The following is a 20274-nucleotide window of genomic DNA, read 5'->3' as shown; positions in this document are numbered from 1 at the left end:
GCCTTAGTCTTTCCGGACGATGTCGGGGCCGGCAGAACACGAACAATGGGTCCACACCACAAAGCCTTATCAGCGAAGGAGGCATTACATGAAAATAACAAGAACAGGTCTCATGCTTGCGGTCGCAGTCACAGCCAATAGTGGGCTGATGGGTGCTGCGCACGCCGCGGTGACACCTCAGGAAGCCGCCAAACTGGGCAAGGAGCTGACCTGTGTCGGCGCCGAGCAAGCCGGTAACGCCGCGGGCACCATTCCGCCATTCACCGGCAAATACCTGGGTGAAGTACCGGGCTGGAATCATGTGAAGTTCTCCGGTGACCAGCCGGTTGATCCCTATGCGGCGGAGAAGCCGATCCTGGTGATCACTGCGCAGAACATGAGCCAGTACGAGTCGCACCTGACGGAAGGGCAGAAGACCCTGCTGAAGAAGTACCCGACCACCTACAAGATGAACATCTACCCAGGCCACCGGGATTTCCGTTACCCCGATTACGTTTGCCGCCGCGTGATGGACAATGCGCTGAACGCCAAGCTGGTCAACGACGGTGCAGGTTTCACCGGGATAGGCCAGGTGCCGTTCCCGATCCCCAAAAACGGCATGGAATTGCTGTGGAATCACCAATTGCCGGCCCGTGCCTACACCGAGGAAAAAACCTCCGACCTGGCCTCGGTCCTGCCCAACGGCAGCATTGGCTGGGGGCGTGCCTACGCGCGTAACCTGGCGCCGACCAACTCACCGACCGTTGACTCAAGGGACAACGATGTGATTGCGTCCTTCAGCAACAACATGACCCTGAAACCGGCTCGCGACAACGGTAACCTCAGCATTGCCCATGAACCCTACAACTTCGGCACCGGTACGCGTCAGGCCTGGTCCTACAGCCCGTCGACGCGCCGCGTCAGGCAGCTGCCAGGCTACGGTTTCGATCAGCCGATGATCGGCACCAACGGGACCATGACCGTCGACGAGGACCGCTTGTATAACGGCTCACCGGAGCGCTTCACCTGGAAACTCATCGGCAAGCGCGAAATCTACAGCCCGGCCAACGCATTCAAGCCCAACACCGGGACCGTGAAGTACGCCGACATCCTGACGCCCAACCATCCCAACCCGGACTTCATGCGGTATGAGTTACGTCGGGTGTGGGTCCTGGAGGCCGATTTGAAGGAAGGCTATCGCCATGTCTATGGCAAACGCGTGCTGTTCATCGACGAGGACACCTGGCACTCGGTCATGGCCGATAACTATGATGCCCGTGGGCAGCTGTGGAAACACGCCATGATCAACTACTACTACCACCCCGACATGAGCAGCTGGCAGGCTGGTTCGCAGTTCTTCATGGACCTGAACTCTGGCCAGTACACCGGCTACGGCATGACCAACGAAGCGAAGAAAGGGCCGATCCTCAACGAAGGCAAATTCACCCCGGACCAGTACACCGCGGATGCGGCGCGTGCGATAGGGCGGTAATTATCCGGTAACACCCGCTGTACAAAGCCCTGCCGGTTTCCGGTGGGGCTTTGTGGTTATGGCGCTGACATTTGTGATCACCTGTAGGAGCCAGGCTTGCCGGCGAACCGGACGCTGCGGTGCATCTGTTGCACCGCGTTATCGTTCTTCACCTGTAGGAGCCAGGCTTGCCGGCGAACCAGGCGCTGCGGTGCATCTGTTGCACCGCGTTATCGTTCTTCACCTGTAGGAGCCAGGCTTGCCGGCGAACCAGGCGCTGCGGTGTACCTGCTGCACCACGTTATCGTTCTTCGCGGGCAAGCCTCGCTCCTACACCGGACCTCACGGTGTACCTGTGCCATCAATGAAAGCGAGCAGATATCGACAGACATATCGGGAACAACAGTTCACCGTCGATCTTTCTCCAGGTGGCTAGCCTGAGGTGATGGAGCCATGATCAAGGAGGATTACCCATGCCAGGCATTCGCCATGCACATCGACTGCGCACTGGTCGCTATTCAGCGCCGGGTCAGGTCTATCTGGTCACCACTGTCGTTCAGAACCGGGACCCCGTATTCACAGACTTTGAACAGGGTCGCCTCGTGGTTGAAGCGTTGAGAAAAGCTCAGCAAGAAGAGCTTGCCCTTTCCCTGGCCTGGGTTGTCATGCCGGATCATCTTCATTGGCTGATCGAGCTGAAGGACAGCACGCTCACTTACGTGATGGCGAGGACAAAATCTCGCATTACGTTCGCGTTGAATCGCTCGATCGGGCGTGATGGATCCCTCTGGCAGCATGGTTTTCATGACCGGGCCATCCGCAGGGAGGAAGACCTGCAGGCCGTGGCCCGCTATATCGTCGCCAATCCGTTGCGGGCGGGGTTGGTCGAAAAAATTGGCGACTATCCGTTGTGGGATGCCGTGTGGTTATGACCCCGCGAACCGGGCGCTGCGGTGCATTTATTGCACCGCGTTATCGTTCTTCGCCTGTAGGAGCCAGGCTTGCCGGCGAACCAGGCGCTGCGGTGTACCTGATGCACTGCGTTATCGTTCTTCGCTTGTAGGAGCCAGGCTTGCCGGCGAACCAGGCGCTGCGGTGTACCTGATGCACTGCGTTATCGTTCTTCGCCTGTAGGAGCCAGGCTTGCCGGCGAACCAGGCGCCGCGGTGTACCTGATGCACTGCGTTATCGTTCTTCGCGGGCAAGCCTCGCTCCTACAGGCGAACCAGGCGCCGCGGTGTACCTGATGCACTGCGTTATCGTTCTTCGCTTGTAGGAGCCAGGCTTGCCGGCGAACCAGGCGCCGCGGTGTACCTGATGCACTGCGTTATCGTTCTTCGCGGGCAAGCCTCGCTCCTACATCAACAAATGCCCCTTCAAGTCCCCGATCATCTCCAGGTGCGAATAATCACGAAAGCTGAACCGCCAAACCGAGCCGACACGCTCGAATTCATCAAAGTAGCGCCCGGCGGCGATAGGTTGCAAAGGCAGGGTATCGGTGGCCTGCAGGACGGTGTAGCAGGAGCGAACCGTCGCGGTTCCCGAGGCTTCGTCGATGTCGATGATGGGGTTGCTGATCACGTGTTTGGTGCGGGGCGTGCCGCAGGAGTAGAGCTTGATTCGCCGTTGCCAGATTCCCAGCATGGCTGCGTGATCAAGGAAGTCGCCCTGGCTTTGCACCTTGATGCGGGCATGACGAAACAGCTCGGCGGCCTCGACCAGTTGGCCGCTGTCCAGGCATTCGGCGTAACGGTAGAGCAGGTTGCTGATCTGTACGGCGCTGGTACTCATGGTGATCCTCATAAAAAAGCCGCTGGAACCTGACAGGTTTCCAGCGGCGCGGTGGTATGGGGAGGAGGGTCAGGCAGTCACGGCCTGGTTCGGTGCGGACCGCGGGGCGGGGCTCTTCATGTGTTGGCGGTAACGTGGCAGCGCCAGGGTCAGGAACACGCTGGCCAGCACCAGCATTGACACCGACGAAGCCAGGGCATAGCGCAGGGATTCACTGCCCAGGGTCGGCACGAAAAAATCGCTGAGCATGCCTACAAACAGCGGCCCGACACCGACGCCCAGCAGGGTCATGGACATGACGAAAATCGCCGTGGCCTGGGCCAGTCGCGTGGACGGGAACAGGTGGGTAATGGCGCTCAGGCACGGCGTTGCCCACCACACCCCGAAGAAGCCGAAGGCGCTGTAGAACAGGAACGCTTGCGGCACGGCGATGCTGCCGATATGGAACGCCGTGCCCTGGGGCCAGAGGAAGTACGCCAGAGCGAAGGGAATGCTGATCAGCGTACCCAGCAACGGCACACCGATTTGCCAGCCGACATCACGCCGTGCCATGCGGTCGGTGAGCATGCCGCAGACCAGGGTGCCGATAGTCGACCCGATGCCGCCCACTACGCCCACCAGGAATCCGGCCTCTTGCAGGTTGAGGCCGTGGGAACGGATCAGGAAGCTCGGGCTCCAGGTGCCGATGGCGTAGCCGGCAATCGCCGCCGAGCCGCCGGTGAGTACCAGGCACAGGAACGAGGGCATGCGAAACAGCTCGACCAGGGTGTTGAGCCAGCCATCCTGTTGCGCCGCGACGTTGCTCAGCGGCACTGCGCGCTTGGGCGCCCGCACGGTCAGCAGCAGAAGCAGACCAAGGAAGATGCCGGGCGCGCCGATCAGCAAGAAGGCGTAGCGCCAGCCGTGGTGCTGGGCAATCCAGCCGCCCAGGCCCAACCCTACTATCGCCCCCAGGCTGGAACCGAGCATCAGCACCGACAGGGCAGTGGAGCGGCGGTTCGCCGGGTACAAATCCGAGACCATGGCCACCGACGGCGCCGTGCCGCCGGCCTCACCAACGGCCACGCCGACTCGCGCCAGCACCAGGGTCAAAAAGTTGCCGGCCATGCCGCAGAGCATGGTCATCAGGCTCCAGGCGATGCAGCTGAAGGCGATCACCGGCTTGCGTCCGATGCGGTCCGACAGGCGGCCCAGCGGGAAGCCGAACACCGTATAGAAGACCGCGAAGGTCACCCCCGACAGCAGACCGATGCCGGTATCGGAAATGCCGAATTCGAGCTTCACCGGCTCGATCAGAATCGCCATCAACTGGCGGTCGATGTAGTTGAACACGTAGATGCTGGCGAGCACGAACAGCGCGTAGTGCGTTCGCCATGTCACGGGGGGGGATTGGTTCACTGCGGGTGCTCCCGGTCTTGTTCTGGTTGACGCGATGCTCGGCTGGTCGCGGTTTTTTTTCATCGTCCGTTCAGACCATCTTTTTCGTCCCCGGCTGGTCTCCTGTAGGAGCCAGGCTTGCCGGCGAAGAACGATGACGCGGTGTTTCAGATGCACCGCGGCGCCTGCTTCGCCGTAGGAGCCAGGCTTGCCGACCAAGAACGATGACGCGGTGTTTCAGATGCACCGCGGCGTGACATTCGCCGGCAAGCCTGGCTCCTACGTGCGTACAAACGATGCGGTGCCGGGATCGTCCTGTCGATAGCGAACCTAGTCTTGTCGGACGATGTTTCGCTCGCGCCCACAGTCAATCATTCAGCTCATATCCGCTGGTATGTCAGCACTTGCCCAAGCTGTGGCAAGCCCTGCGACAGCCTGAAAACAAAGAAGCTGAGGAATTGAAATGAGCGTCTTGTTCGAGCCGGTCACCCTGGGCGAGCTTCAATTGGCCAACCGCATTGTCATGGCGCCCATGACCCGCAGCCGCGCCCTTGCCGATGCAGTACCCGGTAGCGAGATGGTCGAGTACTACCGTCAGCGTGCCAGTGCCGGGTTGATCGTGGCCGAGGGCACCGCCCCGTCCGCCAGCGGCCTGGGCTATTGCCGCACCCCGGCGATCTACAGCAGCGAGCAGATCGCCGGCTGGCGGCGGGTCACCGAGGCCGTGCATGCCGAGGGCGGCTGCATCGTCCTGCAACTGATGCACGTCGGCCGCGCCGCCAGCCAGCACAACAAACCGGCAGGCGCTGCGACGGTGGCACCTTCGGCCCTGCGTGCGCGGACCCAGGTGTTCAGTGACGCCGCGGGCCTGGTCGATACCGACGAGCCACAGGCGCTGACCCTTCAGGGTATCGACGAGGCGATCGAAGACTATCGCCAAGCCGCATTGAATGCGCGCCTGGCAGGCTTCGACGGTGTCGAGCTGCACTGCACCAGCGGTTATCTGCCGATGCAATTCATGGCCTCTGGCAGCAATCAGCGCAACGATGCCTACGGCGGCGATGTGACCGGCCGGGTGCGTTTCGCCAAGGAAGTGATCGAGGCCATGGCCGGCGCGATCGGCGCCGGACGCGTCGGCTTTCGCCTGTGTCCCGGTAACCCCTACAACGACATCGACGACCAGGATCCGGCTGCCACGGCGGCCGCCTTGTGTGAAGCCGTAGCGCCGTTGGGCCTGGCTTATCTGCACATCATGCGCTCGCCACTGGCAGACCTCAATGCCTTCGCCCTGGCGCGTCAACACAGCCCCCATGCCTTGATTCTCAACGATGGTTTCGACGGTCCTTCGGCCAGTGCCGCTCTCGCGTCGGGCGAGGGGGCTGCCGTGTCGTTTGCCCGTCACTTTATTGCCAACCCCGATCTGGTGGAGCGCCTCAAGCGTGGCCTGCCACTGAATCGCTTCGATCGCAAGACGCTGTATACGCCGGGTTCGATCGGCTACTCGGATTACCCCGCCTATCAAGCCATTGCCCAGGAGGTGGCACAATGAACCTGAACGACTTGCCCAACGTCCTGCCGACCCACCCGGTACCGCGGGAGCAGACACAGGCGCTGCTCGACCAGCGCGCTGCCGCTGCCGGGAAGATCAAGCCGGGCGACCTCTACACCCTGGCCGACCGCCTGGAACATCAGGCACATGAACAGGGCGAACGCCCGTTCCTGATCTACGGCGAGCAGACCCTGAGCTACTTTGAGGTCGATGCGCGGGCCAATCAGATGGCCCACACTTTCTACGCCAATGGCCTGCGCGCCGGCGATGTCTGTGCCCTGGCCATGGAAAACCGCCCGGCGTTTTTCTGCACCTGGTTCGGCCTGGTCAAGCTCGGGGTGGTGGTGGCGTTCATCAATACCCAGGTCAGCGGCCGCCCGTTGCTGCATGCGTTGCAAACCACCGAAGCCAAGGCGTTGGTGATCGGCGAAGAATGCCTGGCCAATGTGCAGGCCACCGAAGGCTTTCCGGACTTGCCATGCTGGCTGATACGCGACGCGGAAAATCCCTGGACCGGACCGCTGCCCAAGGGTGTCGACGGGCATTTCGATGCGCGCCTGGAGAAAGCCCCGCGCACGCCGTTTCCCCGCGATATCCGCGCGCACATCGAAGCGCAAGCTCCGACCCTTCTGATCTTCACCTCGGGCACCACCGGCTTGCCCAAGGCGGCGCGCTACAGCCACATGCGCTGGATGTCCTCGGGCGACGTGATGGAAACCACCCTGCAAGCCACTTGCGAGGATGTGTTCTATTGCTGCCTGCCGCTGTACCACGGCGCCGCTGCCACGTCGGTGACCTCCACCGCGCTGCGGGTGGGTGCCGCCATCGTGGTGCGCCGCAAGTTCAGCGTGCGAGAGTTCTGGAAAGACGTCGCGCGTCACCAGATCAGCATCTTCCAGTACATCGGTGAGATCTGCCGCTACCTGCTCAATCAGCCGGTGCAAGAGGGTGAGCGCGAGCACAGCCTGCGCTGCATGCTCGGTGCCGGGCTGTCGCCGGATTCCTGGCAGCGCTGGCTGGAGCGCTTTGGTCCGATCCAGGTGTTCGAGGGTTGGGGCGCCACCGAGGCCAATACCACGGTGATCAACGTCGACAACTATTTCGGTTCCTGCGGCCGGGTGCCGGACTGGAACAAAACCAACCTGCGGCTGGTGCGGTACGACATCGAAAACGACTGCCACCCACGGGACGAAAACGGTTACTACCAAGTCTGCAAAGTGGGCGAGATTGGCGAGGCGATGGGCTTTATCGTCGATCACCCTGAGATCGGTGGCGGACGTTTCGAGGGCTACACCTCAAGCGAGGCCACCGAGAGCAAAATCCGCCGCAATGTGTTTCGCGAGGGCGATGCCTACTGGAGTTCCGGCGACTTGCTGCGCGAGGATGCCGACGGTTACTGCTACTTCGTCGACCGCATCGGCGATACCTATCGCTGGAAGAGCGAGAACGTTTCGACGCTGGAAGTGGCGGACGCCCTGGGCGATCTGTCGGGCCTGGAATTGATCAACATCTATGGCGTCCAGGTGCCGGTCCATGAAGGCCGCGCCGGCATGGCCGCCGTGCTGATGCAGGCGGGCCAGGCGTTTGATCCGGCCGCCCTGTACGCCCTCACCGAAGCGCGCCTGCCGCGCTATGCGGCCCCGGTGTTCGTACGGGTCACCCAGTCGGCAGACCTGACGGCCAGCTTCAAGCTGCGCAAGGTGGATCTGCAGCGCCAGGGCTACTGCCCAACCCGTTGCAACGATCCGCTGTTCATCCGCGACGAGCAAGCCCGCACCTATGTGCCTTATTCGGTAGAGGCCCTGACGCGGGCCGGTCTGACGCCTTTCGCGGTGGTCGACCATGGCTGATCTCGACGCCAACGGTCACGAACTGCGCGGCGGCCTGCGTTACCCCTGGCCGCAAGCACCTGAGTCGGGAGCAGTGCGCGAAGTGGCGCCGGGTGTGTGGTGGCTGCGCATGCCGCTGCCGTTTCGCCTGGACCACATCAACCTCTATCTGCTGCGTCACACCGATGGCTGGGTGGTGGTGGACACCGGCATGAACACCGCGCAAACCCGTGAAGTCTGGGACCGGGTGCTGAGCGAGGTGTGTGCTGGCTTGCCGCTGCTGGCGGTGGTCTGCACCCACTTTCACTCCGACCATGCCGGGGTGGCCGCCTGGCTCAGCGAGCGTTTTCACTGCCCGGTGTACATGACCGCCAGCGAGTTCCAGTCGTTGCACGTCAGGTTTCCCGCCGATCAACCGCCGGGCTGGGACTTTCTCGACTTCTACCGTAAGGCCGGCGTGGCCGATGAGCAAAGCAGCGAGATGTTCGCGGTGATGAGCAACGCCCATTTTCTGCCTGCGCCACTGAACCATTACCGCCGTTTGCGCGAGGGCAGCCTCCTGAATATCGGTGGCCGCACCTGGCAGGTGGTCATCGGGCGCGGCCACTCGCCGGAACATGCCTGTCTGTATGCCGCGGATGACGGCTTGCTGATCTCCGGCGACCAGGTGCTGCCGCGCATCACCTCCACCGTTGGCGTGCATGCCACGGAGCCGTTGGCCAACCCGCTGCGCGACTGGCTCGATTCCATCGAGCATCTGCGCAGCGTGCCCGACAGCGTGCTGGTGCTGCCGGCGCATGAGCGGCCGTTCTTCAATTTGCATCAACGCCTGGATCAGCTGGAGGCCCATCACCGCGGGCATCTGGCGCTGATGCTGGCCAACTGTGACGAGCCGCGCACCGTGCTCGAGCTGATGGCCGTGTTGTTTCCCAAGCTGTCAGGTCGTTTCGACGAACTGATGGCGCTGGGCGAAACGTTGGCCCATGCCAACTACCTGGTGGCCGAAGGGTCGCTGGAGCTTGAAGAGGACCGGGGGCGCTATCGCTACCGGCGTGCTGTAAGGGGAGCGTGCGCGGTTACACCGCTCAACGTGTTTTGAGCGGACGGCACGGCAGCAGTGTTGAACATTCCAGGCAGCCAACCGGTTGTCATTGAGGAGAATCAGTGTGATCAACAAAAATAATTCTAAGGTCATGGGTTCGAGCGCGTTTCAGGTCACCAGCCTGGCGGCGGCCATTGCGCTGGTGTCCACACCGGTGTGGGCTGGTGATACGTTCGAGTTCGACAACGGCGCGACCATCGACTGGTCGGTGACTACCAGTTACGGCATTGGTGTGCGCACCGGCAGCCAGAGCGATCGCTTGCTGACGGTCAACGCCGACGACGCCAACCGCAACTTCGATAGTGGCAGCCTGACCACCAACCGCGTGGGCGCGCTGGGAGAAATGATCCTGCGCAAGGATAACTACGGCGCCGTGGTGCGCGGCAGTACCTTCTACGACGACGTCTACCATCGCGAGAACGATAACGATTCGCCCGCCACCGTGAACAAAAGCGGCAGCAACGACGAGTTCACCAGCGATACCCGCTACTACAGCGGCGGTCGTAGCAAAATACTGGATGCGTATGTGTTCAGCGGCTGGCGCTTTGACAACGACACCATGCTCGACGTCAAGGCCGGGCGGCACATCGAATCCTGGGGCGAAAGTTTGTTCTACCCGGGTGTGAACGGCGTACAGAACCCGTCCGACGCGGTAAAAGCGTCCCAGCCGGGTGTTGAAGTCAAGGAAATATTGTTGCCGGTGGGTCAGTTCTCCGGCTCGTTCCGACTGAACCCCCAGCTGACCTTCGGTGCCTACGTGCAATACGAATGGAAGGGCACCGAACTACCGCCAGTCGGCAGCTACCTGTCGAGCAGTGACGTGGTCGGCCCCGGTCGCGAGTTCATCTACGCCAACGGCCAGAAGATCGCTTACCGCGGCACCGACGAACCGCGCGATAGCGGCCAGTGGGGCGTGCAGGTGCGCTACCGCCCGGTACCGGCCATCGAGCTGTCGTTGTTCCACGTCAACTACCACGACAAGAACCCGGCCACCGCTCTGGTGGGCTACGACCCGCTGCCGGTGGGCGGTGGCCTCAACGCCTTCGTCAGCAATGGTTACCGGATCAAGTACTTCGAAGACATCAAGCTGACCGGCATCAGCGCCTCGACCAAGATCGGCGACACCCAGGTCGGCGCCGAATGGTCGTACCGCGACGGTGCGCCAGTGATGGTCAATACCGGCCTTGGCGCGGTGCCGTCCAAGGGCAAGGGCCAGCAAATGCAGCTGTCGGCGATCCGTATCCTGGGGGACCGTCCCTGGGCCAGCCAGACCGCCCTGACTGCCGAAATCATCCGTGTGCAGGTCGACAGCGTCGAATCCACTTCGGCGGCGCCCAACCTGCAAGGCGTGAACCTGCTGCCCTCCCTGGCACCTCTAGTGGCGTCTTCCGATGACTATACCTACAGCACAGCCGCGGGCTTTCGCACCAAGTCTTCCAGCGCCTACACCCTGGGCGCATCGTTCAGTTATCCGGGCGTTTTCCAAGGCTGGGATCTGGAAGTCCCCTTCAGTTTCTCCAACGTCTTCAGCGGCTCAACGCCCATGGCCGGCAGCATCTCCGGCGTGCAAGGTGACCGACGCCTGAGTATGGGCACTACGTTCAAGTACCTGGGCAATCTGGAACTCGGCTTGAGGTACATCAGCTACCTGGGTGACGCGGACCCGGTCCATCGTCCGTTCGCCGACCGCGACTACGCCACGTTCTCGATGAAATACACCTTCTGATCGACCACTCAAAGTCCGGGTCACTCTGGTGCGCCCGTACCTACAACACAATCTGGAAATGGCCGCAGCGTAACGCTTCGGCATGGAGGCACTATGGGACTCAAAGGGCATGCGGCCATTGTTGGCACCGCACAGTACAAGCCGGAGAAGTATTCGACCGCGCCCAAGATGTTTCACCTTGAGCAAGTCGCCGACCTGGCGGCCCAGGCCCTGCGCGATGCCGGGCTCAAGGCCTCGGACCTCGACGGGCTGGTGATCAACGGTCCGCATTTTCACGAAGCCTCGGTGTTCGTCCCGGCGATGGCCGCCGAGTACCTGGGACTGCGCCTGAACTTCGCCGAAGTGGTCGACCTGGGCGGCTGCACGTCGGTGGGCATGGTCTGGCGCGCCGCCGCGGCCATCGAACTGGGGCTGTGCCAGGCCGTGCTGTGTGTCATCCCGGCACGCATGGCGCCGTTGGGCCCTGACGAGGACGCCGGCTGGATGGCCCGGTCCATGCGTTTCGGTGGACACAGCACGGCATTCGGCGCGCCCGAAGCCGAGTTCGACCTGCCTTACGGGCACATGGGCCAGAACACCGGCTACGCGATGATCGCCCAGCGTTACGCCGCACAGTACGACTACGACCAGCGGGCGATGGCCAAGATCGCGGTCGACCAGCGCACCAACGCCCTGGCCAATCCGCAAGCGATGTTCTACGGCCAGCCGTTGACCATCGAACAGGTACTGGCCAGCAGAATGGTCGCCGACCCGCTGCACGTCCTGGAAATCGTCATGCCGGTGGCCGGTGGCGCCGCGATGATCATCACCAACAAGGAAGTGGCGGCGCGGGCCCGCAAGCGTCCGGCGTTCATTACCGGGTTTGGCGAACACCTGGCGTTCAAGTCGCCGTCCTATGCCGAGGACATGCTGAACACGCCGATTGGTCCGGCTTCCCAACGGGCCTTTGCCATGGCCGGGCTCAAGCCCAAGGACGTCGATGCGGCGCAGATCTACGACTGCTACACCATCACCACCTTGCTGACCCTGGAAGATGCCGGTTTCTGTGGCAAGGGCGAGGGCATGGCGTTCGTGCGCGAACACGACCTGACCTGGCGTGGCGATTTCCCGATGAACACCCATGGCGGGCAACTCAGTTTCGGCCAGTCGGCCTCGGCCGGTGGCATGAGCCAGGTGATCGAGGCGGTGACGCAGATCGCCGGCACTGCCGGTGAGCGCCAACTGGGGCGCTGCGACAGCGTCTACGTCTCCGGTACCGGCGGCGTGATGAGCGAGCAGGGCGCATTGATACTTCAGGGAGCATAAGCACATGTCCAACAATAAACCGATGCCGGTGCCAACGCAGATCTCCGCACCGTTCTGGGAGGGCCTGAAGGCTCGCCGCCTGTTGATCCAGCAATGCAACGCCTGTGCGCACTGGAACTTCTACCCGCGCCGGCATTGCACGGTGTGCCTGGAACATGACCTGGCCTGGCGCGAAGTCGACGGCACCGCGACGCTGTACAGCTACACCGTGACGCGCATTGCCACCTTGCCCGACTTTCTTGATGAGATGCCGCAGAAACTGGCGGTGGTCGAGTTGGCCCAAGGGGTGCGCATCAACACCAACCTGGTAGGCCTTGAGGAAGACGAAATCCGCATCGGTATGCCCTTGCAGCCGGTGTTCGCCGAAGTCGACGCCAAGGGCAACCGCCTGCTGCGCTTCACCGGGGTGGACAAGGATGCGGCGAGCCTTGAGTCGCTGCCCGCACAGGACAGCGAACCGGCACCTGTTGCGTCCCAGCAACCGCCCGTCCGGCAGATCGACCTCAACGATGGGCCGGCCTTGCAGGCCCTGGTCAGCGAGCAGTACAGCGACTGGAGCAACGTGGTGGTGGTCGACCAGGCACTGATCGACGCCTTTGCCCTGTTGTCGGGCGACGATTACTGGATCCATACCGATCCGGAGCGGGCGCGCCTGCAAAGTCCGTTCGGCGGCACCATCGCCCACGGCGCGCTGGTCCAGGTGCTGCAGTCGCGGATGAAAATGGCGCTGGGCTTCGAGGTCAGCGGCTACACCACCCAGATCAACTACGGCTCCGATCGCCTGCGCTTCCCGGCGCCTGTGCCGGCCGGCTCGCGCATCCATTCGCGGGCGCGGGTGAAAAAAGTCGAGCTGTCGGCCCGTGGCACCCAGATGACCCTGGAACTGACCACCCATGTGGTGGGCCAGGACCGGCCGTCGGTGATCAACGACCTGGTGATCCTGTACATCGCCTGATCCCCCCGCCCCTGTAGGAGCCAGGCTTGCCGGCGAAGAACGATAACGCGGTGTACCTGTTGCACCGCGTTATCGTTCTTCGCCGGCAAGCCTGGCTCCTACAGGGGGTTGTGTCGCACACCTATATCCGGAACACCACACATCCCCCGTCCTGTGCCATTTGCGCCATTGCATAAGCCATTTGGACGATGTGTCACCCAAGCCTTGCCCCGACTATGCCCTCAGAGGCAACCCATCTCGATTGCCTCGCATGCCCTGGCGCCTGACAAGAACAAGAGGATCGGCCCTATGACTTGCCCTATGCACGCGTACCCCGAACAGGAGCGTTGCTCATGCGCTCTGTGATCGGCTATGCGGTTTGCCTGGTGGTCGCCTTGACCATCGGCTACACCTTTTCCCCCAAATCCCCACCGCAAGCGGAACTGTTGGCCACACGCCCGGACCGGGTGCAGGTCAATGGCCTGCTCAATCTTGGCTCGCGCGTGGTCGCCGTGGGCGAGCGGGGCAGCATCCTGCTCAGTGATGATCAGGGCGTCAGTTGGCAGCCAGCCAGCGTTGCCACGCAACGTAATGCCACCCTGACTGCCGTGGTGGCGCTGGACGACAAACGCTTGCTGGCCGTCGGGCATGACGGCTGGATCCTGCGCTCCCTGGACTCAGGCAGCAATTGGCAGGAAATGCGCTACGACAGCGACCTGGGCGAACCGCTGCTGGGGATCTGGACCGGCGGCGGCGACAGCATCATGGCGTTCGGCAGCTTCGGCAAGTTCTATCAATCCGTCGATGCCGGGCAGACCTGGACGCCGCAGTCCCTGGACATCGACAGCGCGCACCTGAACAGCATGGCCGGTGGCGACGATGGCCGGCGCATGCTGGTGGGCGAACAGGGCCTGGTGCTGCGCACGGCCGACGCCGGCCAGCACTGGCAGACCTTGCCGGCGTTCTACAGCGGCTCGCTGTTCGGCATCGTGCGCCTGAGCGCGGATAACTGGGTGACCTACGGCATGCGCGGGCATGTATTCGTCAGCCACGACTTCGGCGATAGCTGGACCCAGATCAACCTGGGCAACCAGCTGCCGTTGTACGGCCATGTGGTGCTCCCCGATCACTCGGGGCTGGTGATCGTCGGTGCCGGCAGCTCGGTGGTACGTCTGGATGCACAGGGCGCGCTGGTGGGTGTCGAACGCCTGGCCGGGCTCGGTACGTTGACCTCGGCGACGATGGTTGGCTCGCGCCTGCTGGTGGGTGGCGAGCGCGGAGTATTGCAGGGATCAGGTGGCAGCGTTGCTGCCCTAGTGGCCAAACAGGCCACCCAGTGAATGAGAGGCAGGCAATGAATCAAGGTAAACACTGGGTGACGCGCTGCGTCGAAACGTGTGCCGACCACCTGATGGCCTGGCGCAAGGGACTGCTGTTGCTGTTCGTCCTGGTGACGCTGGGCCTGGGCTACAGCGCCACCCACACGCAACTGGATCCGGGGTTCAATAAACAGATCCCGGTGACCCATCCCTACATGGTCAACTTTCTCGAGTTCAGCCGCTACTTCACCGGTGCCAACCGCCTTCTGGTCAGCGTGCGCTGGAAAGGCGAGGGTGATATCTATAACACCGAGTACCTCGACACCCTGCGCAAAGTCACCGACGACGTGTTTTTCATTTCCGGGGTCAGCCGCCCCAGCGTGACGTCGCTGTTTACCGCCAACGTGCGCTACATCGAAATTACCGAGGAAGGTTTTTTTGGTGACGTGGTGGTGCCACCGCGCTTTAGCGGCACCCCCGAGGACCTGGCACAGGTGCGCAGCAACACGGCGGCCTCCGGGCAAGTAGGCCGGCTGGTGGCCAATGACCTGAGGTCAGCCATGGTCCGCGCCGACCTGCAGGACACCGACCCCAAGACCGGCCAGCCGGTGTCCTATGTCGACATCGCCAAGCGCCTGGAAGAAATCCGCGCCAAGTACAACAGTCCCGATATCGAGATCAACATCGTCGGCTTCGCCAAACTGGTGGGCGATGTGGTCGAAGGGCTGAACACGGTGATCGGCTTCTTTATCGTGGCCTTCATAATCACCGGCTTGCTGCTGTGGCTGTATTCGCGCTCCCTGCGCCTGACCGTGGTGGCGCTGTCGGTGGCGTTGCTGCCGGTGGTCTGGCTGCTGGGCCTGTTGCCGCTGTTGGGCATGGGCATCGATCCGATGTCGATCCTGGTGCCGTTCCTGATCTTCTCCATCGGCGTGTCCCATGCGGTGCAGATGACCAACGCCTGGAAGCAGGATGTGCTGGCCGGCAGCAGTTCCAGGGAAGCGGCGCGTTCGGCGTTCTGCAAGATTTTCATCCCCGGGTCCCTGGCCTTGCTGATGAACGCCCTGGGCTTCGGGGTGATCATGCTGATCGACATTCCCATCGTCCACGAACTGGGGGTGACGGCCTGCATCGGCGTGATGCTGATGATCATCACCAACAAACTGATGCTGCCCATCATCATTTCCTACCTGCACCTGGAACCTGCGCTGTTGCGTCGGGCGCAATCCCGTCCTGCGGGCAGGCACCTCCTGTGGTGGCGCCTGTCGGCGCTGGCCGAACCGGGCCCGGCCCTCGGGGTATTCGCCATCAGTCTGTTGCTGCTGGCGGCCGGGGCCTACAAGGCTCGCGACCTGGCGGTGGGCGATATCGGTGCGGGTGCGCCGGAGCTGCGGGCCGATTCTCGCTATAACCAGGACAACGACAAGATCATCAACAGCTATTCCATCGGGCTCGATGTGATGTCGGTGTTCGTCCAGGTCAAGGGCGTCGAAGAAGGCTGCCTGTCGCCCACCGTGATGCGTGCGGTGGAAGCCTTCGATTTCCGCATGCGCACGGTTTCTGGCGTGCAGTCGATCCAGAGTGTGGCGGACATGGGCAAGCGGGTGATCGCCGGCAATAACGAAGGCAATCCACGCTGGGCGGCGATTCCGGGATCGCCCCGTGGCCTGAGTCAGGGTGCGCGGGCCTATGTGCCGGATGACGGACTGGTCACCGACGGCTGCCAACAGATGCAGATCCTGGTGTTCCTGGCCGACCACGAAGGCAGCACGGTCAGCCATACGATCACTGAAGCCCGGCGGATCATTGCCGAGGTCAGTTCGCCGCAAGTCGAATTCCTTCTGGCCGGTGGCAATGTCGGGGTGATGGCGGCCTCCAACGAGGCGGTCAAGCGTGCCGAAATCATCATGCTGGGGGCGCTGTTCGGTTCAGTGGCGCTGTTTTGCTGGCTGACCTTCCTGTCGATCCGCGCGGTGCTGTGCATTCTGGTGCCACTGGCGATCGTCGCGATTCTGTGCAACGCCCTCATGACCCTGCTCGGGATCGGCCTGAAGGTCGCCACCTTGCCGGTGATGGCGTTGGGGGTGGGCGTGGGCGTCGACTACGGCATTTATCTGTACGAGCGCATCCAGCATGAAATGCTACGCGGATCCAATCTGCGTGAGGCGTTCTACGAGGCCATGTGCCAACGCGGCACCGCGGCGGTATTCACAGCCGTGACCATGTCCATTGGCGTCTGCACCTGGGCCTTCGCGCCGCTGAAGTTCCAGGCTGACATGGGGGTGTTGCTGTCGTTCATGTTCCTGGTCAACGTGCTGGGGGCGATTTTCCTCTTGCCGGCGCTGGCCGCCTGGTTCAATCGCGGGCGACCGTTGGTCAGCGTACGGGCACCCCGGCACGCGGCACCACAAGGTCGGTTCCAGCTGAAAAACAGCCCGGCTGCGCGTGATTCTCAATAGCGAAAAAATAAACCTGTCGGGCCTATTGTGGAGTACGCAGGCGACAGGGACACTGAGGCGCGCTCCCCTGTCGCAGGGGGGCCGCAGGCCAATAGCCAAAATTATAAAAATAACAAGGGAGGGCACCGTCCTTACCCGAGCGAGGAGAAGACTATGCAAAATGGTGTCTTGACCGCTGACGCCCTGGCGAGCCTTGGCCTGGACCTCACGCGCTACAACGAGTTGGTGGGCGAAATCTACGAAGGCGCCCTCGATCCGAAACTGATGGCCCACGCCCTCAGAAGCTTTCTCAAACTCTACGATGCCAATTTCGTCACCTTGATCCTGCGGGTGCCGGACCAACCCGATACGGGCCTGATGATCCTTGTCGGCGATCTCGAAGGCGCCGGCGACATCTGCTACATGACCTACCCGCAGGCCAATACGCCGTTCGCCAACCAGCCACTGGACAAGGTGTTCACCGTCGATGACATCATGAGCCCGACTGAGTGGGAAAACTGCGGCTACTTCAAGGCATTCTGCGGTCCCAACGATGTGTATCACGTGATGTGCGCGGACATTTCCACCCCGGACGGCGGCAAACTGCGCTTTCGCGTCACCCGCCCCAAACGGGCCCCCAACTTCTCTGCCAACGAGCGGGCGCTGTGCGCCAGTTTCCTGCCACACCTGCGTCGTGCCTCGCAGTTGCATAACCTGCTGGACCGCAGCGAATCGCTGAGCGGGCTGTACTCCCAGGCCATCAGCCGGTTATCGGTGGCGACCCTGGTGCTCGACGAGAGCGGCAGCGTATTGCAGATCAATCCGGTGGCCCAGGAAATCCTGGCCCGTTCCGACGGCCTGAAACTGGTGGGCGGGCACCTGGAGGCAACGTACCCCAGCGACAATCGTGAACTGCAACGCTTGATTCGCGGCGCGTTCAGCCCGGATGCCCCGAAAAGCGCCGAGGCCATGTCGGTGACACGGCCTTCAGGGCTGGTCAACCTCGGTGTGGTGGTCGAATCGATTCCGTCCCTGGACTGGGCCGAAGAGAAGGGCCAGCCGGCGGCGCTGGTGTACATCCGCGATGCGTCGAGCAAATCCCTGGCCAGTGAAGTGGTGACCAAGCAGCTGTTCAACCTGACCAAGGCCGAAACCGCCCTGGCCATGGAACTGGCCAACGGCTTGTCCCTGGAGGAAGCTGCCGAGGTCTTGAATATCCGGCGTAACACCGCGCGGGCGCACTTGCGCTCGATCTTCTCCAAGACCGGTGTGCGACGCCAGACCGAGCTGGTGCGCATCATGCTCAACAGCGTGGTGGCCTTGGGCAAACCCAAGCTCGCGTTGAAAGCGGCCGAGAAAATCAAGGTTCCGCCGCTGCAACTGGCCGTGCCTGTCTATCGCCAGGCCTGAGTCCGGTTCGCTGTAGGAGCCAGGCTTGCCGGCGAAGAACGATAACGCGGTATGACAGATACACCGCGGCGTCTGGTTCGCCTGTAGGAGCCAGGCTTGCCGGCGAAGAACGATAACGCGGTGCAACAGATATACCGCGGCGTCTGGTTCGCGGGCAAGCCTCGCTCCTACAGGCGAAGAACGATAACGCGGTGCAACAGATACACCGCGGCGTCTGGTTCGCGGGCAAGCCTCGCTCCTACAGGCGAAGAACGATAACGCGGTGCAACAGATACACCGCGGCGTCTGGTTCGCGGGCAAGTCGGAACGCCGCCCGCTCGCTCCTACACGTAGTCCGCACAGACGATGCCGGCGCGTGATTGCCCTGTCGATACTGGGCGGACCAATCACGGAGAACCACAATGCCTATTACAGCCATCACCGGCAGTGCCTCGGGAATCGGCGCCGCGGTATCCGCGGCCATGCGCGCCGCCGGGCACCAGGTCATCGGTATCGATCGCAGCAACGCCGAAGTGGTCGCGGACCTGTCCACCCCACAGGGGCGTGACGCGGCCATCACGCAAGTGCTTGAACTCAGTGGCGGGGTCCTCGACGGGCTGATCTGCTGCGCCGGGGTCGGTGTCACGGCGCCGACTTGCAGCCTGATCCCGGCGGTCAATTATTTTGGCGTCAGCCAGTTGCTCGATGGCCTGCAAGGGGCGTTGGCCAGGGGCCAGCAACCGGCGGCGCTGGTGATCGGCTCGGTGGCGGCGACGCATTCGGGGGCCGACGGCCAGCCGATGATTGACGCGATGCTCGCAGGCGATGAAGACCAGGCGATGGAGTTGGCCAACACCCACGGCCAGCCTCACGTCGCCTATGCCGCCTCCAAATACGCCATCAGCCACCATGTCCGCAGCCTGGCCGTGAGCTGGGGCAAGCTGGGCTTGCGTTTGAACGTGGTGGCGCCGGGTGCGGTAGAAACTCCCTTGCACCAGGCCTCGTTGGACGATGCGCGTTTTGGCCAGGCGACCCGCGATTTCGTCGCGCCTCTGGGCCGCTCCGGGCGCCCTGATGAGATCGCCGCAATGGTAGCCTTTCTGCAATCGCCACAAGCGTCGTTTGTCCATGGCACCGTGGTGTTCGTCGATGGCGGTATGGACGCCATGGTCCGCGCCTCGCGCTTCTAAAAGGAGTTTATATGAACAAGGTGGCATTCATCACCGGCGCCAGCCGTGGTATCGGCCGCGAGGCGGCGCTGGCGTTCGCCCGCGCCGGTTTCGATCTGGCTATCAGCGCCCGCACCCTCAACGAGGGTGAACAACATGAACATGCCCTGCGCGACGCCGCCGGGGCGCCGCTGGCCGGCAGCCTCAACGGCACCGCCGAGGCGTTACGCGAACTCGGTTGCCGGGTACTCGTGGTGCCGATGGACCTGCTCGACAGCGCCTCGGCCCTGGCTGCCTGCGAGGCGGTGCTGGCCGAATACGGGCGCATCGACGTGCTGATCAACAACGCGATCTACCAGGGCAGTGACCTCAACGCCGGGTTCATGGACCTGCAAGCCAAGACCCTGGAGCGGATGTTCCAGGGCTACATCCTCACCCCCTTTCTATTGACTCGGGCGGTGGCCGAACACATGGTGACGCGCGGTGGCGGGGTGGTGATCAATGTCACCTCCGGCGCTGGCGAAAGCGACCCACCGGTGGCGGCGGGCAAGGGGGGGTGGGGTTATGCCTACGGCGCGGGCAAGGCGGCGGTGTCGCGACTGTCCGGGGTGCTGACCACGGAACTGGGCGAGGCCGGCGTGCGCGCCTATACCCTCAACCCGGGCGTAGTCACCACCGAAGCGCTCAAGGCCACCATCGGCGACAAAGGCCTGATCGCCTTGCGCGCCGGCAGTGCTCCGCCCCATGTACCGGCGGCAGTGATGCTGTGGCTGGCCACCGCCGAACAGGCACCAGGGTTTCAACGCCGGACCATCGCCGCGCAGCCGTTTGCGTTGGAGCATGGGATCGTTGCCGACTGGCGTTGACGGAACTTGCTCGCGAAAACGGTGGGTCAG

General features: G+C 62.8%; 15 protein-coding genes. 13 read left to right on the top strand and 2 right to left on the bottom strand.

Going from position 1 to position 20274, the window contains the following annotated elements:
- Positions 1 to 88 precede the first annotated feature (88 nt).
- Together F8N80_RS16070 and F8N80_RS16060 are read left to right on the top strand one after the other, a co-directional pair.
- Positions 89 to 1471, top strand: coding sequence for a DUF1329 domain-containing protein (locus tag F8N80_RS16070; protein ID WP_191632935.1), 1383 nt, complete (start codon positions 89 to 91; stop codon positions 1469 to 1471).
- A gap of 452 nt (positions 1472 to 1923) precedes the next feature.
- Positions 1924 to 2382, top strand: coding sequence for an REP-associated tyrosine transposase (locus F8N80_RS16060; protein WP_150744761.1), 459 nt, complete (start codon positions 1924 to 1926; stop codon positions 2380 to 2382).
- Between the two features lie 424 nt (positions 2383 to 2806).
- Here F8N80_RS16060 and F8N80_RS16045 read toward each other — a convergent pair whose 3' ends face one another.
- Together F8N80_RS16045 and F8N80_RS16040 are read right to left on the bottom strand one after the other, a co-directional pair.
- Positions 2807 to 3241: a nuclear transport factor 2 family protein gene (locus tag F8N80_RS16045; protein WP_150744762.1), complete on the bottom strand. Its 435-nt coding sequence runs from the start codon at positions 3239 to 3241 to the stop codon at positions 2807 to 2809.
- 69 nt (positions 3242 to 3310) lie between these two features.
- On the bottom strand, positions 3311 to 4639 hold the full coding sequence (locus F8N80_RS16040) for a spinster family MFS transporter (RefSeq protein ID WP_150784257.1): 1329 nt from the start codon (positions 4637 to 4639) through the stop codon (positions 3311 to 3313).
- Between the two features lie 442 nt (positions 4640 to 5081).
- On the opposite strand from F8N80_RS16040, the gene F8N80_RS16035 reads away from it, so the two are divergent.
- The 11 genes from F8N80_RS16035 (at position 5082) to F8N80_RS15980 (ending at position 20244) form a co-directional block, all read left to right on the top strand.
- Positions 5082 to 6167: an alkene reductase gene (locus F8N80_RS16035; protein ID WP_150744764.1), complete on the top strand. Its 1086-nt coding sequence runs from the start codon at positions 5082 to 5084 to the stop codon at positions 6165 to 6167.
- Positions 6164 to 8017, top strand: coding sequence for a long-chain-acyl-CoA synthetase (locus F8N80_RS16030; RefSeq protein WP_150744765.1), 1854 nt, complete (start codon positions 6164 to 6166; stop codon positions 8015 to 8017). Before F8N80_RS16035 ends, F8N80_RS16030 begins: the two co-directional genes overlap by 4 nt.
- The gene (locus F8N80_RS16025; protein WP_150784256.1) at positions 8010 to 9095 is read left to right on the top strand and encodes an MBL fold metallo-hydrolase; all 1086 of its coding nucleotides are present in this window, start codon (positions 8010 to 8012) and stop codon (positions 9093 to 9095) included. The genes F8N80_RS16030 and F8N80_RS16025 overlap by 8 nt, the downstream gene beginning before the upstream one ends.
- A 67-nt stretch (positions 9096 to 9162) precedes the next feature.
- Entirely contained in the window at positions 9163 to 10824 is a 1662-nt protein-coding gene (locus tag F8N80_RS16020) for a DUF1302 domain-containing protein (protein WP_150744767.1), read from the top strand.
- Between the two features lie 93 nt (positions 10825 to 10917).
- A complete protein-coding gene (locus tag F8N80_RS16015) occupies positions 10918 to 12129 on the top strand; it encodes a thiolase family protein (RefSeq protein ID WP_150744768.1) in 1212 nt (403 codons plus the stop codon).
- A 4-nt stretch (positions 12130 to 12133) separates the two neighbouring features.
- Positions 12134 to 13084 (top strand): bifunctional OB-fold nucleic acid binding domain-containing protein/MaoC family dehydratase, encoded by a 951-nt coding sequence (locus F8N80_RS16010; RefSeq protein ID WP_150784255.1) that lies wholly within the window; start codon positions 12134 to 12136, stop codon positions 13082 to 13084.
- 332 nt (positions 13085 to 13416) lie between these two features.
- Positions 13417 to 14403, top strand: coding sequence for a WD40/YVTN/BNR-like repeat-containing protein (locus F8N80_RS16005; protein WP_150784254.1), 987 nt, complete (start codon positions 13417 to 13419; stop codon positions 14401 to 14403).
- Positions 14404 to 14417: 14 nt separating this feature from the next.
- A complete protein-coding gene (locus tag F8N80_RS16000; RefSeq protein ID WP_150784253.1) occupies positions 14418 to 16841 on the top strand; it encodes an efflux RND transporter permease subunit in 2424 nt (807 codons plus the stop codon).
- 153 nt (positions 16842 to 16994) lie between these two features.
- Entirely contained in the window at positions 16995 to 18230 is a 1236-nt protein-coding gene (locus F8N80_RS15995) for a helix-turn-helix transcriptional regulator (RefSeq protein ID WP_150744772.1), read from the top strand.
- A gap of 401 nt (positions 18231 to 18631) precedes the next feature.
- Positions 18632 to 19399 carry an SDR family oxidoreductase gene (locus tag F8N80_RS15985; protein ID WP_150784252.1) on the top strand — a complete coding sequence of 256 codons (768 nt, stop codon included), beginning with the start codon at positions 18632 to 18634 and terminating at the stop codon, positions 19397 to 19399.
- An 11-nt stretch (positions 19400 to 19410) separates the two neighbouring features.
- Positions 19411 to 20244, top strand: coding sequence for an SDR family NAD(P)-dependent oxidoreductase (locus F8N80_RS15980; protein WP_150784251.1), 834 nt, complete (start codon positions 19411 to 19413; stop codon positions 20242 to 20244).
- Positions 20245 to 20274 lie beyond the last annotated feature (30 nt).

Source organism: Pseudomonas fluorescens, from assembly GCF_902497995.1.
In the GTDB taxonomy this organism is placed as follows: domain Bacteria; phylum Pseudomonadota; class Gammaproteobacteria; order Pseudomonadales; family Pseudomonadaceae; genus Aquipseudomonas; species Aquipseudomonas fluorescens_BK.
This window is presented reverse-complemented; position numbering and strand designations above follow the sequence as displayed.

Coding starts and splice junctions, on each gene's coding strand:
- F8N80_RS16070 (WP_191632935.1), top strand. CDS start 89: ATGAAAATAACAAGAACAGGTCTCATGCTTGCGGTCGCAGTCACAGCC.
- F8N80_RS16030 (WP_150744765.1), top strand. CDS start 6,164: ATGAACCTGAACGACTTGCCCAACGTCCTGCCGACCCACCCGGTACCG.
- F8N80_RS16025 (WP_150784256.1), top strand. CDS start 8,010: ATGGCTGATCTCGACGCCAACGGTCACGAACTGCGCGGCGGCCTGCGT.
- F8N80_RS15980 (WP_150784251.1), top strand. CDS start 19,411: ATGAACAAGGTGGCATTCATCACCGGCGCCAGCCGTGGTATCGGCCGC.
- F8N80_RS16005 (WP_150784254.1), top strand. CDS start 13,417: ATGCGCTCTGTGATCGGCTATGCGGTTTGCCTGGTGGTCGCCTTGACC.
- F8N80_RS16060 (WP_150744761.1), top strand. CDS start 1,924: ATGCCAGGCATTCGCCATGCACATCGACTGCGCACTGGTCGCTATTCA.
- F8N80_RS16035 (WP_150744764.1), top strand. CDS start 5,082: ATGAGCGTCTTGTTCGAGCCGGTCACCCTGGGCGAGCTTCAATTGGCC.
- F8N80_RS16045 (WP_150744762.1), bottom strand. CDS start 3,241: ATGAGTACCAGCGCCGTACAGATCAGCAACCTGCTCTACCGTTACGCC.
- F8N80_RS16015 (WP_150744768.1), top strand. CDS start 10,918: ATGGGACTCAAAGGGCATGCGGCCATTGTTGGCACCGCACAGTACAAG.
- F8N80_RS15995 (WP_150744772.1), top strand. CDS start 16,995: ATGCAAAATGGTGTCTTGACCGCTGACGCCCTGGCGAGCCTTGGCCTG.
- F8N80_RS16000 (WP_150784253.1), top strand. CDS start 14,418: ATGAATCAAGGTAAACACTGGGTGACGCGCTGCGTCGAAACGTGTGCC.
- F8N80_RS15985 (WP_150784252.1), top strand. CDS start 18,632: ATGCCTATTACAGCCATCACCGGCAGTGCCTCGGGAATCGGCGCCGCG.
- F8N80_RS16010 (WP_150784255.1), top strand. CDS start 12,134: ATGTCCAACAATAAACCGATGCCGGTGCCAACGCAGATCTCCGCACCG.